Genomic DNA, 20,025 nt, shown 5'->3' with positions numbered 1-20,025 from the left:
ACGTTTTCTTATCTGCGGACGAATCTCCAAGTTACCATCTTCTATATTACGCTCTAAATAAAGCGAAAAACAACTATTTAAAAACCAATACGAGGAATTTCCTTTGCTCTTTCTGAATAAGGACTCTCAAGTCCCGATGCTACCGAATATATTCTCTCGTGGGCTACAGTAATCCCATCCACAAAGTCTTCATAAGGTCTATGACAAATATCTACTACACCTATTTGAAAGTTTTCTCCATCAAAACGTCCTAGTACAGCTTGATCATTTAAAGTGAAATAATGTGTACCTATAAGATTTGACATTGCCGCTGCATTTTCAATATAGTAGCGATAGGCCTTTGCCCTTTCCGCTTGTGTAGTTACCCCCTTTAAACCTGTTGAAGGGAGGCCTACATCGATCGCACCAAAATGGAATTCTCCAATTAGAACAGGAAGCCCCGACTTTTTGCTGACATCCGTAATATCTGTCTCGTTCGGAACCATTGAGTAGTTATTTAATGTGAAAACATCAAAAAGTTTACTACCTTCAAAAATGTTCTCCGTTGAAATCCAAGCATATCTCATTCCAAGATTTAAATGGTGCTCATCTATCTCTTTTACTGCATCGCAAACAACTTTAGTATACTGATATATCAATTCTTTCGTAAAATCCTCTAAATCTAATTTGGCTTGCTTCGAACATGTGGATGGACTTTTCATGGGGATAAGCAAATCTTCAAATTGTTGTAGATTCACATTCCAAGACTTATTAAACGCTTGAATATCATTCTTATATTTTTCTTTCATCTTTTCGATAAAAACAAATTTTGAATCTAACGTTTCTTTTTTCTCCATTAATTCCTCTGCAAGATTTATATCTCCAGCGAAAGCCCAGAGAGGTTCATTCGTTAAAAAATAACCTACCATATAAGGATCTTCGTTATATTCCTCGAGTTGTTTTGCGAAATTTACTGCTCCTGCTTTGTATTCTTGGCTGAAAGCATCAGGAAAATCTCTGAAAATGGTCTTTTCAGTGCTAGGGAATCCTTTTAATGGAAGGACATACGGAATATTTGCCTCTTTGATAAAATCTAATGAGGACCAATTTCCTATCGTATTAAATCTCCATTGCTTCATTCTATCTGTTGTCATTTCTATCCATGATCCCTTATATTCTTCACCATAGGCACGGATTAAATTAGCTAAGGAGAAATCTACATAGTGCATGCCTTTTTCGTCCTTGTAATACATATCTTCAAATTCCTTTGATTTGTCTGGCAGCCATTCATAAAATTCCTCTATACCATCAAGCAGCCCTTGTACCTCAGGTCTAACACAATCTATTCCAGCACTCCAAAACGCATAACCCTCAGGATCTACTAACCACCATCGTTGCCCATCATGTTCCGTTCGAAAAAAGCCAGTACCTTTAAATTGTTTTTTTCTCCACCCTCCATATTTGCTCCACTCTGCTGGAAAGTCACTTTTTTTACCCAATTGTGATTGCAAGTATGCTAATAATTCTTCTTCCTTTTTTGTTTTCCCTTGCCAGTCTCTTGTTTTGTCTTGACCATATGCGTCTACTAATTTCTTTTCTGGTAATAAATAATTTGGTTCTTCTGAATCAAGGTATATTTCTTTTATATTGAATGATTGAGATTGATAATTAGGGCATGTCCCAATGGATATACGAGTAATTTCACTTTTACTTATTTTAGTTCCAGAAACGAGCGTTTTCAATTTTCCTGGAGTTCTTGGTAAAAATACATTTTGTGCATCCAATGCAGATAATGGAAATCCCACAACCACTTCTGTTTGTGGGATTGCCCCAATATGTACTTGCAAATAATCGCCTTGAGAATTGTAAATCTTAATGATTAAAGGTACCAACCATTCGTTTTGTGTCTCCACTATGCATACGAGGAATGTAGCATTATCCCAATTTATTTCGTCCATTTTCGATAAAAAAACTTCTCCTCCGGCTTTGGTAAACTCAAACTTATTATGCTCCAAACTTATGATTTGCTTCATTATAAAATCTCCCTATAAAAAAATATTTCTAGTTATAATGATACTTTTACTTATCATTGCTTTTTATAATGTATCTTTCACTTTCCGCATGTACTTCCTTTCCTTCAGAATAAATACCTGTCCTTCTTAGCTGTCCAAACCCTGATAAAGGTTCCTTTGTTGCATCTATGCTAGGATCCACGTACTGATGGAACCATATCTCCAATTCATTTTTCATCTTTTCAACAATGTCTTCACATTCACTTGTTTCATATAAATTATGGTCTTCATGTGGATCTTTTAGTAAATTGTAAAGTTCATGAGGGCCATATGGATATCTATGAATATACTTCCACTCTTTATTTCTAATCATCCGAACCGGTCCGTATTCATCAAAGACAACAATACTTTCCTCTTGTTTTACGTCTTCACTTTTTAAGATATGAACAAAACTTTTTCCAGGAAGATGTTTGTATTTTGATGTATCAATCTTCAAATATTCTAATATCGTCGGAAAAAAATCATATTGACTTAGTAACTGATCGCAGACTATATTTTCAGGAAATTCTTGCGGATAGGAGATAATAAATGGAACCTTTATCGATGTATCAAACATATTCTGCGGAAACGTCCCATTTCCTTTCCCCCAAATACCATGATGCCCCATATTCATACCATTATCTGATGTGAAAAGGATGATTGTATCATCTATTAAGTTCGTTTCCTCTAAGTAGTTAATTAACCTTCCAACACTTTTATCCATAGCTGTAATAGAAGCATAGTAACCTCTTAATAACTCTTTTCTCTTTTCCCCAATCCCATGTGGTGCCGTATCTACTTGCCAAGGGTGAATAGGTAAATCTGGCAATACGGTAAAATCATTATTTCTATACATATCAATAAATTCTTTAGGATGATTCTCTTCATCCCAAGGACTGTGAGGTGCAGTATAGTGAACACTTAAATAAAATGGCTCTTCTTCTACACTCAATTCATTCATGAATTCGATCGCCTTGTCGGTAATAATATCCGTGATATAATTACTTTCAACATGTATCTTCCCATCAAATACCATATCTCCGTTGTAGTATCCACATCCACCTCGTGCGATAGTAAACCACTTTTTAAAGCCTTGCTGAGGATTAATACTATCTCCTAGATGCCATTTTCCGGATAATGCGCAATTATAGCCGTTCTTTGATAGCACATCTGTATATGTTACTTGTTCTTTTAAATACTCAATCGCCTCGTGCTCGCTTGCATATGTAGGATTATCTTTTAACTCAGGGAAACGTTCCATATCAATATTTCCGCCCCTAAGCCAATCTTGGATTCCATGTGCTGAAGGGATGTTACCTGTCAACAATGACGCTCTTGCTGGTGAACAAACTGGAGAAGTGCAAAAGAAATTTTCAAACCGGATTCCTTTACTCGCGATCTTATCAATGTTTGGCGTATGTAGATCACTAGTACCAGCACAGTTTAATGCCCAAGCCCCTTGATCATCTGTTAAAACAAATAAAATATTTGGTTTTTTGCTCATATCAAATCCTCCATTCATTGCTGTACATATTTTTCTATCTCGTTTCTTTATCAGCTATCGAAAGTCACGTAGACAATATACTTATTTAATCTTGGTCTTTTTAGCATGCCATAGTCTATAGTTCCGCTCATGCTGGATAAATTTTCAATTTACCTCCAGAAAAAGCGATTCTTTATTTTAAATAAAATTAATGAGATTTTACATTGTAAAAAAAGGCTGCCTCACAGTCAGATTCCGACTTATGTGACAACCCATTTTTTATTCCTTCACGGATCCAAGAACCAAACCTTTAACAAAGTACTTTTGCAAAAATGGATAGACCATTAGTATTGGAAGAGCACCAATAAATATTTGGGCTGACTTTGATGTTCGTTCAGATAAGTTCTTTACCTCCTCTGGGTCTACATTCATTTGTGAAAAGTCCTGTTGAACGATAATTGTTTGAAGAAAGGTAGACAATGGATATTTAGTAGCATCTGTCATATAGATAAGGCCATCGAACCATGAATTCCATTGTGTAACCATAGTAAATAATCCGATTGTTGCTAAAGCCGGCATGGAAATTGGAAGGTATACACTAAATAATATTCTAAAATGCCCTGCACCATCCATAAAGGCTGCTTCTTCTAATGTTTTAGGAACCCCTGTCCTAAAGAAGTTCATTAACAAAATCATATTGAATACATTAATCGCCGTAGGAAGCACTAAAGCCCAATATGAATTAATTAATCCTAATTTTTGAATTAGAATATAGGATGGAATCAGTCCACCGTTGAATAGCATGATAAAGATAAAGAAAAAAACATAAAATTTTCTTCCTTTAAAGTCATGGTCTTCTTTGGATAAGGAGTAAGCTGCTAATACCATACAAATCATACTAACTAGTGTCCCTAAAACAGTACGGTAAATCCCATTCCATAATGAACCGATAAAGCGATCATTACCTAGCGTTTTCCACCACGCATCAAATGTAAAATCAATTGGAAAGAGAGAAACAAGATTCGCATTTGCTGCCGCCGACCCACTAAATGAGATAGCAAGAATATGTACTAACGGAATAATACACAGTATTCCTAATAATGCTAGAAAAGTATAGTTAAAAATTGTAAATATCGTATATGGCATACTTCTATAATGCATAACTTCCACCCCCTTTAGAAAATACGATAATTTGCATATTTATAAGCAAGACGGTAACCAGTTACAATAAGAACAAAACCGATAACAGATTTAAATAGCCCAACCGCTGTAGCGAAACTAAATTGACCTCCCAGTAAGCCCATTCGATAAACGTAGGTATCAATAATATCCCCTTTTTCATAGACAAGCGGATTATATAAGTTAAATATTTGGTCAAATCCTGCATTTAATGTATTCCCTAAAGCAAGGGTTGCAACTACGACAGTAATAGGTATTAATGATGGTAATGTAATATGTAAAACTTGCTGAAAACGATTAGCACCATCTATTGTCGCTGCTTCATATAAATCGGGATTAATTCCTGATAAAGCTGCTAAAAAGATGACAGCTCCAAATCCAAAATCTTTCCATACATCACTCAAGATGACTGTGAATCTAAACCAATCCCCTTCTCCGAGGAAAAATATCGGTTCCATACCAAATATAGCACCGAGCATATTATTTATAATGCCGCCATCTACAGATAACATATCGAGTAAAATTCCTCCAAGTATTACCCAAGATAAAAAGTGAGGTAGATACACAAAGGTTTGGATCGTTCTTTTAAAGGCCATTTTTCGAATTTCATTTAACAGTAATGCAAATATAATGGGTATGACTAGATTAAAGAAAATCTTTAATGATGAAATAACTAACGTATTCCAAATAACTTGTCTGGCATCCTCAAACTCAATCATTCGTTTGAATTGCTCAAGCCCAACCCATGTAGATTCCGTAAAGCCTAGATATGGCTTAAAGTCCATAAATGCCATGGCTATCCCAGGAAGTGGTGCATAATTAAAGACAAGGGCCAATATAACAGCAGGCATCATGAATACATGTAGTGGCCACGTACGTTTTAAATTCCACTTTTGCTTTACCTTTTTCTGATTATCGATCGCAATAGAAGTTGCTTTTTTTGTATCAATATTTGATTCCAATTAACTCACCTTCCCTTCAAGGGTTGGAAGCGCTTCCTTATACTCCTATTATAGTTTTAAACTAGAATATGGAACAGAGGATATTCTTAAGAATTATATGAGTATTTTAATAACTTCAATTAATCCTATATTCTTGTGGTGTCACACCATAATGATTTTTAAATCTTTTTATGAAATACGAAGGGTCATTGTAGCCCAGACTAACAGAAATTTCATACACCTTTTCTTTTGTTTCCTTTAGAAGATAAGCAGCTCTTTCCATCTTCTGATTGTTTAAATATTCACTAAATCCCTCTCCGGTCTCAGCCTTGTACACCTTAGATAAATAAGCAGGATGTAAATAAACATGTTCGGAAACAGATTGGAGTGAAACGTCTGATCCAAGATTTTGTTTCACATATTCCTGTACTTGTTCAATAACAGATTTGTGATGAGTATGATCCTCTTTTTTAATATCCTTCTTTATTATCCCCAAGGCTTCAAAGGTGAGACTACTTAATCTCCTAATATCTCCCGATTGAGCCGCATGAAACATATTCCCAAAATTCCGACCAATAATATCAATTAGAAGCTGACCATTTTTATGTGCAAAATAAATAAATGAATTAGAAATCATAAAATAAGTTTGCATCACAAATTCATTGGAGTGATAATTATCCAGATGTAGCTGAGAAAAGATATTATTTAGTTTCTCTTCTACCGTATTCCAGCGCCCTCCATCTAATAAGTGAATAAGCTGTGGATTTTCATATAGGCAATAAAATGGTTTTACTTCTCCAACGTGTTCACTTATAGGCATAAATGCAGTCATTACCTCTTCATAAGAATTTACTTTTATCTGCTCTTGACTCAAAGCTTTTCCGGCCCTTAAAACTGCATCATATAATTCATCATCCGTTACAGGCTTTAGTAAATAATCAAATACTTCTAGTTTTAAAGCTTGTTTTGCATATTCAAACTCAGCATATCCTGAAAGAAATATTGTTTTACTTTTTCGTCCTAAACCTAGCTTTCTAATAAATTCAATGCCCGTCATGTCAGGCATTTTAATATCAGTAATGATTATATCTACCTTTTTTTGCGCCATTATCTGGAGGGCTGTTTTTCCGGATGTTGCTTTGTATACCTGATCTATATTTACATTATTCCAATCTAGGGCAGCTAGCCCATCAACAATGAACGGTTCGTCATCTACAATTAATAAATTAAACATCCTTTGTAGTCTCCCTCCAGTATAAAATCACCTTCAATCCACCTAGTTCTGATTTTGAAAAATGAAGTCCTGCTGTATCACCGAAATGATATTTTAACCGGTGATGAACATTCCAAACTCCACATCCCATCTCATCATTCATAGGAACGGAAATCATTTCCCCCAATTGTTTTATTTTTTCCTTAGATAGACCTTTCCCACTGTCTTCGATAATAATTTGATTTTCACCATTAGCCTGTGAACCAGAAATTAAGATTCTTCCATCGTTAAGGCTCGAATCAATTCCGTGAACACATGCATTTTCAACAACTGGCTGGATTAGCAAACGCGGAATTACAATTTCTAGCATGTTATCCGGGAGCTTAATCTCATAGGTTAATCTTTGCGTTCGAATTACATGGATTTCTAAATAGTTTTTGACAAAGTCCAATTCCTCATCTACCGTGGAATATTTATTTTCTACTCTTGTCATATAACGATAATATTTTCCTAGATGCAAAGACATAGCTTCAACGCCTTTATATTGATTCAACTTAGCCATATTCTTCATAATAAAAAGACAATTATATAGAAAATGAGGGTTAATTTGTGATTGGAGTTGTTTAACATGTATCTCTTGATAACGAATTTTTTCTTTATACACTTCTTCAATTAATGTTTCAATTTGTTTGGCCATTTCGTTAAAGCTCGTCATCATGAAAGTAAACTCATTATTATGTACAGGTTGTACACGTGCCGAGTAATCCCCTTCCTTTACTCGATGAATGGCATTAATCATATCCCTAAAGGGTATTTGAACATTTCTATATAGTAGAAAAACCGCAACGATACTTAAAAGCAAAAGTGCAAATATAAACGTATAAAATAAATTACGATTTTTTGTGACCGGCATGAGCACTTCTTTTAATGGTGTATAATCAACAATTACCCAATCTAGCTTTTGCGACTTCATATAACTAACAAGATATTTATCTTTGTCTATCGTTACTGTAATGTTTCCGTCCTCCGATGGTAAATTTTCCGGAATTTGCTGTATCATTTCCGTAATTAGTTGATGATTTGCAGAGGATGACACAATCACCTTATTTACGGATTGATACATGAAAGGATCTCCAAAGTTGTCCAACTTTAATTGTTGCAAAAAACGTTCAATATTTTTAACAGGAAGTCTAGCCTCTATTACTAACTCTGGTGTTCGTCCATTTGAAACACTAGTAATCGGTTGAGTCAAATGTTTTATAAAATAAGAATTAATTTTACCTTTCTCTTTATTTTCTCTATATTCCCAATCACTAACTATATCTTCTGATTTCTCCATCATGTCACTTGTTTTTAGTAGTTCTTCCGAATCCGAAGCATAAACGGATAAATCATTAGTCCAGGAGCTTAAAGCCCGCTGAAAGTACAACGTTTCTAAAATGCTGCGTTTGATTTCAAATGCTTTATAATCACTATATATATCAATATTTTTAAATTGGTTAACATTTTCATCCCCACTTAAAGCTAGCAATAGTATGGATATTTGCTCAAAATTAGCGTCCATTTGATTTCCTACAATGGAGAGGCGATTTAAGTTACGATCCTTAAGCTCTTCTTTAATTACTTGTATGCTAGTGTAATAGGAATAACTATAAAATACAGTAATAGGGATAAGTAGTAGCAATAAAATGAATACAATTTTGACAAATATTTTATTCCACCATTTCATAACGTTTCCCCTCAAGATAAGATTTCACTCTATTATAGCCTACCAAAAAACGCAAAAACCGAGCCATTGACCCGGTTTTCACAATTTATTGAACTGATTTATACCATTCATTAACTTCCTCTGTTACTTTGTCACCGCCCGAACTTTTCCATTTATCGATCATTTTATCGAATTCATCAACCGGAAGCTCCCCATAAATGATCTTATTAAATCCTTCATCCAATATCTTATCAAGCGCTTGGCCACGGGATTTCATTGTTTCTGTTGGAGCTCCGGTAAACATACTTGGCATTGTAATATCCTTCTGATCGACCACAATTTTTGCTGCTTCGTATACTTCTGGAGTAGTATCGGCAGTTTGTTTCCGTGTCTTTTCATACGGCGTCTCAGGTTCTGCCCCATCGGCTAGTTTGTATAGAGTATCCATAGCCAATGATGGAATACGGGCAACATCAAAAGTTAAAGAGTACTTCCCAGGGTTCACTATGCCATCCGGCACATCTTTAGAAGGCTCTCCATCTTTCATAACATAATCGTAGCCTTCAGCAAATCCATATTCAAATTCACTTCCTTCTTTCGGATTAGCAAAGTTTTCAAATAAGTAATTTTGATAAACAAAGAATGCCTTAATAGCTTCTGGGTCCGCCTCTTTATTAATTAAGACTGCACCATTATAATTAAATGTTCCATGACGGCCTGCTTTTCCATCAGGACCACTAGGGATCGGGTAAGCTTTAAACTCTGCTCCTTCCACATTATTTTTCACATCACTTAAGGGCCATCCAGCCATCCAGTGAGGGCCGGCAATAATTCCTGCTTTTCCAGATGTAAATAACTCAGAAGCCTTCGTTTCATCCCATAATCCAGACTCTTTATGGATATATCCTTTTCCCATCCATTCGTTTAATTTAGCAAGCCCTTCCTTTATTGCTGGATTGGTAGAACCGTGTTCAAGTTGGCCATCTTCCGTCTGATTCCACTGGTTCGGCATCGCTCCATATGCTCCAAACACCCAACCAGCATCACTCATCCAAGCATTTAAGTTATTCTTAAATCCTACTGTCAGACCAAAAGTATCCTTTTTTCCATTTCCATCGGGATCTTCGTTAACAAAGGCATCCATTACTTTTTCCAAATCCTCTAATGTTTGAGGTGCCTCAAGATTTAACTTTTTCATCCAATCTTCTCTTATAAATAAGACAGGGTCCCCGTTCATTGAATAATCAAGGATAGGTATTGCATACTTTTCCCCATCACGTATGAACGAATTCCATACGGAGGGATCCTCATTCATTGCTTCTTTCCAGATGTCAGATGCATACTTTTCGAATACATCCCCAACAGGCATAAACCGTTTAGAATCAATTAAATCCTCTGTCACATCATCACGAAGAGCTATAAGGTCAGGCATTTCCTCATTGGCAGAAAGCGCAAGCCTCATTTTTGTTGTAAAGGCATCTTGTGGGCCACTAGTCGTCCACAAGTATTTAATATTCATATTAAATTTTTCCTTCGCCCATTTGGTCATTACATTATCCTCGATGGTTTCACCTTTTCTAAAATTTATATCCCCCGCAACATGCCGTACAGTTGTTAATGTCACTTCTTCATCAAATTTTTCCGGCAGCTCTCCAAGGTTAGCGACTTTCTCGCTATCTTTCTCAGCATTTGATGAACTCCCTTTTTTACTACAAGCTACCAGGCTAAAACTTAAAACTATCATTACAGCTAACAGAATAATACTTTTTACTTGTTTTGACACTTTTCTAACCCCCTAATCCATTAATGAAAGTGCTTACATAAAGCTTATATTAAAAGGAGGTTAAGTTATATGGTAAGATTTTAATATTCATAGTATTTTTATTGTTAAGATAATAAATTGCACTTTGTAAATTCATTCCATTCGTCTTACTGAATACGTCTTTATAAATATGAACTATTTTACTACCTTTCCTCATGGAATTATTTAAAATGAGAAACTTTCATTTTACCTTTTGCTTCAAACATTTTCAAGATACATTTATATATAAAGAAAAAGACCCACAAAATATGGGCCTCCTACCTTCTCTATTTCCGGGTACGCATACCCCTCTGTAAAAACTCTATCGCTTCTCTTGTATCATCGATATACGTAACGGCTTCTTCATATTCCTGGGATGCAACACACATAAAGAGAATGTCGATTGCCTGTAGTTGTGCAATGCGTGAAGATGTCGCACCACTTCTAAAGGCAGGCTCTCTCGTTGCCGAGGTGTAGAGACGAATATCTGCCTGTTCTGAGACAGACGATGTTCCATACTTTGTGAGGCTAATCGTTTTCGCACCATGCTGATTAGCCAATTCTAAGATCTTAGCAACTTCGAATGTTTCTCCTGAAAAAGATATTCCAACTACTACATCATCTTCCTTCGCATTTGCTACAATCATCGCTGCTATATGGGTATCGCTAAATGCAGTGGCATTTTTATTAATTCGCAAAAATTTATGTTGCGCATCTTGTGCGATGATACCTGAAGCACCGATCCCGAAAAAGTGAATCGTCTTTGCTGCTTGAAGTGCTTCGACTGCTTTCGTTAATTCGTCCGTGCTTATTAATTCCGCTGTTTCGCGGATTGTTTGGATACTATTAAATGTCATTTTTTCTATAATAGAATATTTTGATTCATTTGGTTCAATATCCCGAAACCCTTGTGTTTGTGTTTTTTGCAAATCTCCCGCAATCCTCAGCTTTAATTCTTGAAATCCTTTTAAATCCAATGATTTGCATAGCCTAATTACTGCGGCGCTGCTCGTTTCACTTTGCTTACCAAGCTCACTCGCAGTCATAGAGATTGCCTCTCGCGGATGTCTTAATATATATTCTGCAATTTTTCTTTCGGAAGGCGGTAGTTTTTCTACCATTTCAGTAAGCATGACCAATCCTCCCATAGCAAATGCCATCTATCCTCAACTCACTTATCAACAGTTTTTTTCATTACATGAAATTGGCGTGTAATTTCAAATCCAGCTTTTTTGTACAAATAACCTGCAGATGTTTTTTCTCCAGTCCATAAAAACCAAGCGCCATGCAGGCCTTCTGCACGCATATTATGCAAAGCTTCATATAAAAGAATCTTCCCTAAACCTTTTCCTTGTTGGGATGGATCTACACCAAACGGGCCAAAGCGTTCTGGAATGCCCTCATATCCACCGTACAAACAAAATCCTACTATATTTTCTGCTTGTCTTGCAATAAGAATACGATGTAAAGGAAGCCCTCGTAATAGACCTTCTCTAATTGCCCTTCCCCAATCAGGGTTAAATTGAGTGTTTGCAAATGTGATTAATTCGTATATATCCTTATCAGCCACATAAGAAAAGGAATATCCCTCCTTCTCTCTCTGTTGTTTTAAGGATGCCACACCTTCAGGGTAAAGATATCCAATTAAATTACGATCCATAGCAATAGGAGAATAAAGTTTTTCAAAACCTGCACTTTGTAGAAATTCCATTCCCTCCGGATATGTCCTTTCATCGATCCCTGGTAAAATATAATTAGGAGCATAAGAGGAAAAAAAGACTGTTCTCCTGCCCTTTTCTTTTAGAAATTGTAAGGCTTTATCCATTAATCGATTGCCAATTCCCGCTCTTCTTTCCTTTGAGTCAACAAAGAAAAAGGGGATCCATCCATTATCGGGTTCCAAGTCTGTATCTATCATCGGTAATAATCTTCTCACAGCATAAACACAACCTACTAATTTATCGGCTTTAAAAGCAAGCTGCATGCCAGAGGGATCGAAATTGGCGTCAAGCAATACTAGATTACGAAATCTTTCTGCATTGATCGGATCAAGTGATAGCGAGTCATTCCAAAGCCTAATGATCTCTTTTTCATCTCCTGATTGATAACATCGGTATGAGATCATACCATCATCTCCCTAAGCGTATAATAAATATGCTTTTTTGTTTTCATTAAAAATAGACAACTCCTCCGCACATTCCGCTAAAAAGTTTTGACTATTTCCTGATAAAATCTGCTGCCTTAATGCTTTCGTTCCAGCAAGCAAGTCAAAAAATGATTTGTTTATATCTTCATGTTGAACAAATTTAAAATGGCTCGGATAGAGATCAGCGATTGTCTCTATAAGAGTTAATCCTGTTTTCAATGAATGAAATGATTTACGGTCCACGACATGAAGCTGGATTCCTTCACAGACCTCATCTTTGTACTTCTGATATGTGGGAATGAAAGAAATAGGCCTTGCTAAAACTCCCTGCATACTTTTCTCATTAAAAACCTTTGCTAGCCTGTACCCTTCTATAAAAGGAGCACCTATATATTCAAATGGTCGTGTCGTTCCCCGCCCCTCTGAAAGATTTGTTCCTTCTACGAGGCAAGTTCCTGGGTATAAAATACTCATATCTATTCCTGTCGAATTTGGAGATGGCGGTACCCAAAATAGACCTGTTTCATCAAAAAACATTTCTCGTTTCCATCCACGCATCGGAATAACCTTTAAATCACACCCAATATTAAATGCATGATTAAATAATAAAGCAAGTTCTCCAATTGTCATTCCATGCCGATTGGGGATTGGATAGAGACCTACAAAGGAACGAACATCTTCTTCTACTAAATTTCCCTCTACCGCATCACCAGATATTGGATTGGGACGATCTAGCACAACAAATTCTTTTCCAAATTCCTTACATGCTTCCATTACATAAGCCATCGTATAAATATATGTATAATAGCGTGTGCCAATATCTTGTAAATCAAAAACAACTACATCTATATCTTCAAGCATTTCTTTAGTGGGCTTTCTTGTTTCACCATATAAACTATAAACTGGAAGTTGTGTATAAGGATCGATAGAAGAGGCTACTGTTTGTCCTTCTTTAGCGTCCCCCCTTATTCCGTGTTCTGGTCCATAAAGTGCAGTCAATTGGATATCCGGGTGTCCAAAAAACAAATCAATCGTCGGTACTAGTTTACTATTAACACCCGTCATATTCGTTACTAATCCGATTCTTTTTCCCGTAAACTGCCCCACATACTGTTCTAAAAATATATCAAGACCTAGTTTCATCCATTCCACGCCTTTCAGTCTTAGATTCACCCTTATGTAGTTGTTGGTTGTTCTTTTCCTTCAAATACGCTGTCTTTCTTTTTTTCAAGATGTAAATTAGTTGTTGCATTTAAAACGAAAACGGCCATCATTCCAATATAAAGTAAGAAAAAGCCAATTACTGTAATGCTCAGCAAAGCAGTCACTGATAAAATTTGAATAAACAAGCCAATCGTGTACCATGTATGTTTCATAAAATGCTTGATTGATTGATTCATTGCTTTAAATACTGATAAATCTTCTTGAACTAAAAATGGAATCGCATATACTTGTGTAGCTAGGAATGTTAAACATAAATAAGTTTGGAAAATAGCAAAGACAAACACCAAATAACTATTATTAATAGTCGCGTAATACCACCATTCGGAAATGGGAATGAGTACTGCTACACAATAAATAATTCCCATTAAACATGATCTCTTAAAGTAATAGAAGAAGTAACGAGGAAATAATATTAGTTTTGCTTTATTTCTTTGTAAAACATGATTCATCACTGCATATACCGCAACTGTCGCAGGAACAAATGTAAGAGCAATAAATACAATCGCCCATGGCAGTGGTAGCAAAAATACAACAGGAACGATAAACAGTGACCAACCTCCGCTGACCCACATGACTGTTAACATATTCATAAAAATTTGATGTCCAGTTTTTTTTAGTAGTTTACTGATTGATAACATGATGTTCACCGTTCCTTTAATCTTGTGTATTTTTGACCTTCTAAAGATGAATTTTCTTCGATCATTAAATTCTTTCTTGTGTATCAGGATTAAATAACTGCATTTTATTCAAGTTGAAATATAGTTCGACAGGTTCAAGTGCTTTTAGTTTTGCATCTGCACTTACCCGCCCCGTAATTTGATCATCACCATTGTCAAAGTAAATAAGCAATTCTGCACCTAAATGTTCCACTACTTTTAAATTTGTACTTACTACATTATTTTCAGGCTGTTTATTTAACAATTTAGTAGCAAGAATATCTTCTGGTCGAATACCGAATATTACTTGCTCACCATCGTATTCTTTATACAAAGCTACTTTGTCGTCTGGCAAAATAAATGTGTTAGCAGCTGTATGTAGCTTATTTCCGTCTAATCGTGCTTTTATGAAGTTCATTGGTGGTGATCCAATAAACCCTGCAACAAACATATTGCTAGGATTTTCATATAATTCCTCAGGTGTCGCGATTTGTTGAATTTCTCCACCATTCATCACGACAATTCTCTGACCAAGTGTCATCGCTTCCACTTGATCATGCGTCACATAAATAATCGTGGCACCAAGACGCTTATGAAGTTCAGACAACTCAACACGCATTTGTACGCGTAATTTGGCATCAAGATTACTTAGAGGCTCATCGAATAAAAACACACTCGGATTTCGGACAATTGCTCTCCCCACCGCGATCCTTTGTTTTTGCCCACCACTTAATTCGCGAGGTTTACGGTCTAATAGATTTTCAATACTCAATATTGAAGCGGCTTCATTAATCTTCGCATCTATTTCAGCCTTTGGTGTTTTTAAATTCTTCAAGCCGAATCCGAGATTTTCTCTAATCGTCATATGAGGATATAATGCATAATCTTGGAAAACCATCGCGATATCACGGTCTTTTGGATGGACTTTATTTACGAGACGGTCACCTATATAGACGTTCCCACTCGTTTGTCTCTCCAGACCTGCAACCATACGTAACGAAGTAGTTTTTCCGCAGCCAGACGGCCCGACAAATACTAAAAACTCCTTATCTTTTACAGTAAAACTTGCATCATTTACTGCACGCACCTTACCTTTATTTTCATCTTCAAATTCCTTAACGATATTTTCAAATTTCACTTCTGCCATGAGTGTCCCTCCTACCCTTTAACGGCTCCGATTGTAATTCCACGCAAGAAGTACTTTTGCAGCGCCAAGAATACGATTATCATTGGTACTGCACTGCATACGGCACCAGCCATCATCGCACCATAATCTTGCATGTTTTCAAATCTAAAACTTGTGAGCCCAACCTGTAATGTCCTCATACTGTTTGTATTTGTGACTAAAAACGGCCAGAAAAAGTTATTCCACTGGGCAACAAAGGTGAAAATACCCAGTACTGCTAATCCTGGTTTTGAGATTGGCAAAATTATTTTCCAAAAGATACCGAACTCACTACATGCATCAATCTTTCCTGCATCAATAAGAGAACTTGGTAGTGAACTCATGAATTGCTTCATTAGGAAAATACTGCCGACACTGATCATCCCTGGCACAATAATACCGATATAGGTATTCTCTAGTTGAAATGTATTCACAACAAGAATATATAAAGGAATAAGTGTTACTTGGCCCGGTATCATCATTGAGGCGAGCAAAGCCCAAAATATAGCATTACGTCCGGGAAATCTAAGCTTTGAAAAAGCATATCCTGCTAACGCAGCAAAAAACACATTAATAATTGTACTAATTCCCGCTACAATTGTACTATTTAAAAACCAGCGGCCAAGGCCACCTACCTCAAAGATTCGCTTGTATGCATCAAGCGTAGGTCTCGTTGGAAACAACTCTGGAGGTACAGCTGTAATTGCTGATGAATCTTTGAAAGATGAACTTAGCATCCAAAGCAATGGGACAAATGTAAAGATCGCCCATAATCCTAGAAAAATATAAATGATGATCAATCCGATTTTTTTTATTGCTTGTCTTTGTAAATCTTTCTTTTCATCGAGCTTGATCTGGTATTGATTATCCGTTGCTGGTTTTAGCTCCATATCAATGCCCCCTAGTATTCTACGTCACTTGCCATATATTTAAATTGCAAAACAGAGATCACAATGATAACGAAGCCAAGAATAAATGATTCTGCTGCAGCAAGTCCGAATTGGTAATATTCGAAAGCATGTTGGTAAATTAAATATGCAATCGTCGTTGTCGAGAAATTCGGCCCACCTTGTGTCATTACATATGTAGCTTCGAAAATTTGGAAAGATCCAATGATGCCTGTAATCAACATATATAAGGTTGTTGGCTTTAATAGCGGCCAAGTGATATTCTTTAGTTTGGACCACCAACTTGCTGCGTCGATATCAGCAGCTTCATACAGAGATTTCGGTATTCCACCCATGGCTGCTAAATATAAAATAACCCCGCTCCCATGTCCTCCTATATATGTCATCAGCATCAAGGAAAATAGAGATGATTTAGAACTTGCAAGCCAAAGCTGTTGATCAAAGCCCATCCAACCTAATACGACATTCATCAAACCAGATTGTGTTGGGTCAAACATCCATAACCAAATAAGTGACATTGTTATTCCTGAAGTAACCGCTGGCAAATAAAAAGACGCCTTGAAGAAAGTTTGCGAGCGTTTGTTAATTGGGAATATCATCATTGCAAGGAATAAAGTAATAACAATATTGACTGGGACAGTACCTAGTGTATAGATAGCTGTATTTTTCATTGACTTCCAAAATATTTCATTTTCCATTAAATACTTATAATTATCTAATCCAATAAACTTTGACTCCATAATTCCATATTCCTGAAAACTCATAATAAATGCTGTAATGAGCGGATAAACAGTAAAAACAAGAAACAGAAGGAATGGTAGAGCGATAAACGCATAACACCATCCGTAATCCTTCATAAATTGTTTAAAGTTATCCCATGACCCTTCGCTACGTTTCTTTTCTACAGTGGAGGCCATAGATTCATCTCCTTTTAATAAAAGCGTAGGCGCCTGTTTAGCGACGTACTTCCTTTCCAGAATCTGCCGGATGCCATGAAAAGCAGAAGGCGCTCATTCAGAATCGACAAGCATAAGACAAGATAGCTAGAAGGTTGATCTTCACCTTCTTCTTGACAGATTGACTTATGTTCTCGAGTTCCTAGTGCCTATAGCTAGATATGCAAGACAAGCCGATATTAACTTATCACAGAAAGAAGCCTGAAGTTTGCTAGTTGCTGGGCGCTGAAGCTAGACAAATAGAAAAGCGCAAGGCGTCAACTTGCGCCTAATAGTATTAATGTAAATGGATGTCCATTACGTTTTCATATTATAATCTCCAAACAATTAGAAGGAGGGGCTGGGCATAATATCTGACACAGCCTCGTTCCTTCAACTACATGTTTTCACTGGAGGAGCTTATTTTAAGACGCTGTCAGCTACTTTTGTCCATTGCTCAACGGTCTCTTCCGGAGTCAGCTCGCCTGCTAAGAACCCTTGATACTTCGGTTTAATTCCATCATTAAGAACTTTTGATGATTTTTGTGCAAGTTCAGGGTCAAGAATTGCTCCCGGAACCACATAGTCTAATGTTCTTTGAATAAATTGGCCGTTATCTGTTTCAAGTTGTAGCAAATCGCTATACATTTCCTGCCCCGACTTTCGTGCAGGTGGAATAAACATTGTCGCAGCGGTTACACTCGATTTAGTACCCGTAATGTGTTTCAATACTTTTGCAGCGTTTTCTGTGTGCTCGTCACCTTTGTAATTCTTTTGTTTGAAGAGCCACATACCACCACCGCCACCTGTTGCGACTTCTTTTTCACCTTCGTTATGAGGGAATGGAAGTAATACAAAGTCGATTTTTTCACCTTTCACTTTTCCAGCGTCAATTTCAGCGTTGCGGTTATCATTAAACCTTACTTGATAAGGACCTGTACGTCCGTAAATACCCACTTCTTCAGCAGAGAACATATCGATTACTTTTTGTGAATCAATACCCGCTGTTTCCTTCGGCATTACTCCTTTATCCATCATTTCTTTAATGAAGTTCAGAGTTTCAACTGCTTTATCGCCATTCCAATGAAACTCACCATCTTCTGAAATGGTCTTTTCCACTCCATTATTTCGCATCATATGCGTAAATGTTTCTTCGTCTTTACCTTGTGTCGCAAATCCATATACTTTTTTACCATCTTTATTTTTTGTTTGAGAAATTTTTTCGGCAATATCGTAAAATTCCTGCCATGTCCAACCATCTTTCATAATTTTATCAACGTCAGCTCCAGCTTCTTCCATCATTGCTCTGTTTCCACCCCATGTATGAATAGAAATCCATTGGGAAACAGCCCATAACTTTCCATCACTAGTGAAAGTATCTTTCGCGAATGGTTCAAGATCTTCCAAATCCTCAGCATCTAGATAATCATCTAATGGTACAGCAAGTCCTGTCTCTATATACTTTGGCTCCATAACTGAAAAGAAAATATCGGGCGGGTTACCTGAATTCAGTGCAACGTCAAACTTTTTTGCCCCTTCAGCCCAAGATAAGATTTCATGTTTTACTTCAATTCCTGGATTATCCGCTTCTACTTCTTTTATTAACTCAACTAAATGTTGTTCATAGCTTTTTTGATCTGTGTCAGGATTCTCCTGATAATGTGGGTACGACCAAACGGTAATTACATCTTTTCCATCTTTTTTCTTACCGCCGTCTCCTCCAGACTCTTTACTGCTGCAACCTGCAAACACTAATAATAGGGCAATCATCATAAACGTTATTTTTTTCAAGTTATTTCCCCCTTAAAATAATAATCTCAAAAGCATTTATTTTTCATCGTCACCTCCTTAAATAAATAGCCTAATTAGTAAGCGCTTTAATATATGAGGTTAATTTCGTTGATTTAAATATTAAAGTTCCAATCCAGGAATGCTCGCTCCCTTTCTCACATTCCCTCCCGTTGGATATTTAAGAGTTTGCGCGTACGTCGTCCGGTTTACACAGCCTCTTACGGTTCCTAAAGCCTTATAATAGTCATAGTAACGGAATGAAGTAGAGTTCATAATAAACCAATATTGTGATAATGCTTCTAGGTATGTATCAAACTCTTCGGAGACATCGACATAAATATCAGGAACATACTCCTCCATATCCTCCCAATTTTCACTGTGCAAATAACCGTAGTAATGAGGTGCTAGCCCCTCTAAGTTAAATCCAGGTAATCCTGCTTTTAACTGTGCTGCTTGTATAATTCTTGGACATAATGCATGGTCAGGATGAATACTGTTCTCCCAATGAGTAATTACCAAGTTTGGCCTGTGCTTTCTCATTATTGTAGCAACCCTCGTAATAATCTCATCATCGAGTTTTAACTCCGCATCCTTATAATCTAAAGTAATGCTTTTCCCGCCTAAAATTGCAGCGACTTTTTCAGCTTCTTTTATTTTTTGCTTCCTGTATTCCTCTACAGACGTTCCCGCTGGGTTACCTTTCTCTCCGGCCGTTAAATGAAGAAAAGTTATCTCATGTCCTGCTTTTGCATACTTATGCGCAATTGCTCCGGCTTGAATTTCTCCATCACCGCAATGTGCACCAACAATCATAATGTGTAATTTTTCCCTCATATGCATATACA

Annotated in this window: 16 protein-coding genes; all 16 read right to left on the bottom strand. The window is 36.6% G+C overall.

The window, feature by feature from the left end:
• Positions 1 to 77: 77 nt before the first annotated feature.
• Positions 78 to 2,012: a beta-galactosidase gene (locus tag BLE01S_RS14440; protein WP_066143653.1), complete on the bottom strand. Its 1,935-nt coding sequence runs from the start codon at positions 2,010 to 2,012 to the stop codon at positions 78 to 80.
• Between the two features lie 46 nt (positions 2,013 to 2,058).
• The gene (locus BLE01S_RS14435) at positions 2,059 to 3,534 is read right to left on the bottom strand and encodes a sulfatase family protein (protein ID WP_066143649.1); all 1,476 of its coding nucleotides are present in this window, start codon (positions 3,532 to 3,534) and stop codon (positions 2,059 to 2,061) included.
• A gap of 258 nt (positions 3,535 to 3,792) precedes the next feature.
• Positions 3,793 to 4,674, bottom strand: a complete 882-nt coding sequence (locus BLE01S_RS14430) for a carbohydrate ABC transporter permease (protein WP_066143646.1) — start codon at positions 4,672 to 4,674, stop codon at positions 3,793 to 3,795.
• A 14-nt stretch (positions 4,675 to 4,688) separates the two neighbouring features.
• Positions 4,689 to 5,618 carry an ABC transporter permease gene (locus tag BLE01S_RS14425; protein WP_411825141.1) on the bottom strand — a complete coding sequence of 310 codons (930 nt, stop codon included), beginning with the start codon at positions 5,616 to 5,618 and terminating at the stop codon, positions 4,689 to 4,691.
• Between the two features lie 151 nt (positions 5,619 to 5,769).
• Entirely contained in the window at positions 5,770 to 6,867 is a 1,098-nt protein-coding gene (locus tag BLE01S_RS14420; protein ID WP_066143641.1) for a response regulator, read from the bottom strand.
• Complete coding sequence (locus BLE01S_RS14415) at positions 6,860 to 8,575, bottom strand: sensor histidine kinase (RefSeq protein ID WP_066143639.1); 1,716 nt, start codon at positions 8,573 to 8,575, stop codon at positions 6,860 to 6,862. The genes BLE01S_RS14420 and BLE01S_RS14415 overlap by 8 nt, the downstream gene beginning before the upstream one ends.
• Positions 8,576 to 8,660: 85 nt before the next feature.
• Complete coding sequence (locus BLE01S_RS14410; RefSeq protein ID WP_231955862.1) at positions 8,661 to 10,337, bottom strand: extracellular solute-binding protein; 1,677 nt, start codon at positions 10,335 to 10,337, stop codon at positions 8,661 to 8,663.
• A 305-nt stretch (positions 10,338 to 10,642) separates the two neighbouring features.
• Complete coding sequence (locus tag BLE01S_RS14405; RefSeq protein ID WP_066143636.1) at positions 10,643 to 11,515, bottom strand: MurR/RpiR family transcriptional regulator; 873 nt, start codon at positions 11,513 to 11,515, stop codon at positions 10,643 to 10,645.
• 11 nt (positions 11,516 to 11,526) lie between these two features.
• Entirely contained in the window at positions 11,527 to 12,480 is a 954-nt protein-coding gene (locus BLE01S_RS14400) for a GNAT family N-acetyltransferase (RefSeq protein WP_111703570.1), read from the bottom strand.
• 12 nt (positions 12,481 to 12,492) lie between these two features.
• Positions 12,493 to 13,644, bottom strand: coding sequence for an exo-beta-N-acetylmuramidase NamZ family protein (locus tag BLE01S_RS14395; protein WP_066143632.1), 1,152 nt, complete (start codon positions 13,642 to 13,644; stop codon positions 12,493 to 12,495).
• A gap of 32 nt (positions 13,645 to 13,676) precedes the next feature.
• The gene (locus BLE01S_RS14390) at positions 13,677 to 14,363 is read right to left on the bottom strand and encodes a YesL family protein (RefSeq protein ID WP_066143629.1); all 687 of its coding nucleotides are present in this window, start codon (positions 14,361 to 14,363) and stop codon (positions 13,677 to 13,679) included.
• Between the two features lie 64 nt (positions 14,364 to 14,427).
• Entirely contained in the window at positions 14,428 to 15,528 is a 1,101-nt protein-coding gene (locus BLE01S_RS14385; protein WP_066143626.1) for an ABC transporter ATP-binding protein, read from the bottom strand.
• Positions 15,529 to 15,539: 11 nt separating this feature from the next.
• Positions 15,540 to 16,436 carry a carbohydrate ABC transporter permease gene (locus tag BLE01S_RS14380; RefSeq protein ID WP_082788746.1) on the bottom strand — a complete coding sequence of 299 codons (897 nt, stop codon included), beginning with the start codon at positions 16,434 to 16,436 and terminating at the stop codon, positions 15,540 to 15,542.
• Positions 16,437 to 16,447: 11 nt separating this feature from the next.
• Positions 16,448 to 17,371, bottom strand: coding sequence for a carbohydrate ABC transporter permease (locus BLE01S_RS14375; RefSeq protein WP_066143623.1), 924 nt, complete (start codon positions 17,369 to 17,371; stop codon positions 16,448 to 16,450).
• A gap of 438 nt (positions 17,372 to 17,809) precedes the next feature.
• Positions 17,810 to 19,180 (bottom strand): ABC transporter substrate-binding protein, encoded by a 1,371-nt coding sequence (locus BLE01S_RS14370; RefSeq protein ID WP_066143618.1) that lies wholly within the window; start codon positions 19,178 to 19,180, stop codon positions 17,810 to 17,812.
• A 120-nt stretch (positions 19,181 to 19,300) separates the two neighbouring features.
• Positions 19,301 to 20,014: a PIG-L deacetylase family protein gene (locus BLE01S_RS14365; protein WP_066144116.1), complete on the bottom strand. Its 714-nt coding sequence runs from the start codon at positions 20,012 to 20,014 to the stop codon at positions 19,301 to 19,303.
• Between the last annotated feature and the right edge of the window lie 11 nt (positions 20,015 to 20,025).

Origin of the sequence: Lederbergia lenta NBRC 16444 (assembly GCF_001591545.1) — a bacterium.
Taxonomy (GTDB): domain Bacteria; phylum Bacillota; class Bacilli; order Bacillales; family Bacillaceae_C; genus Lederbergia; species Lederbergia lenta.
This window is presented reverse-complemented; position numbering and strand designations above follow the sequence as displayed.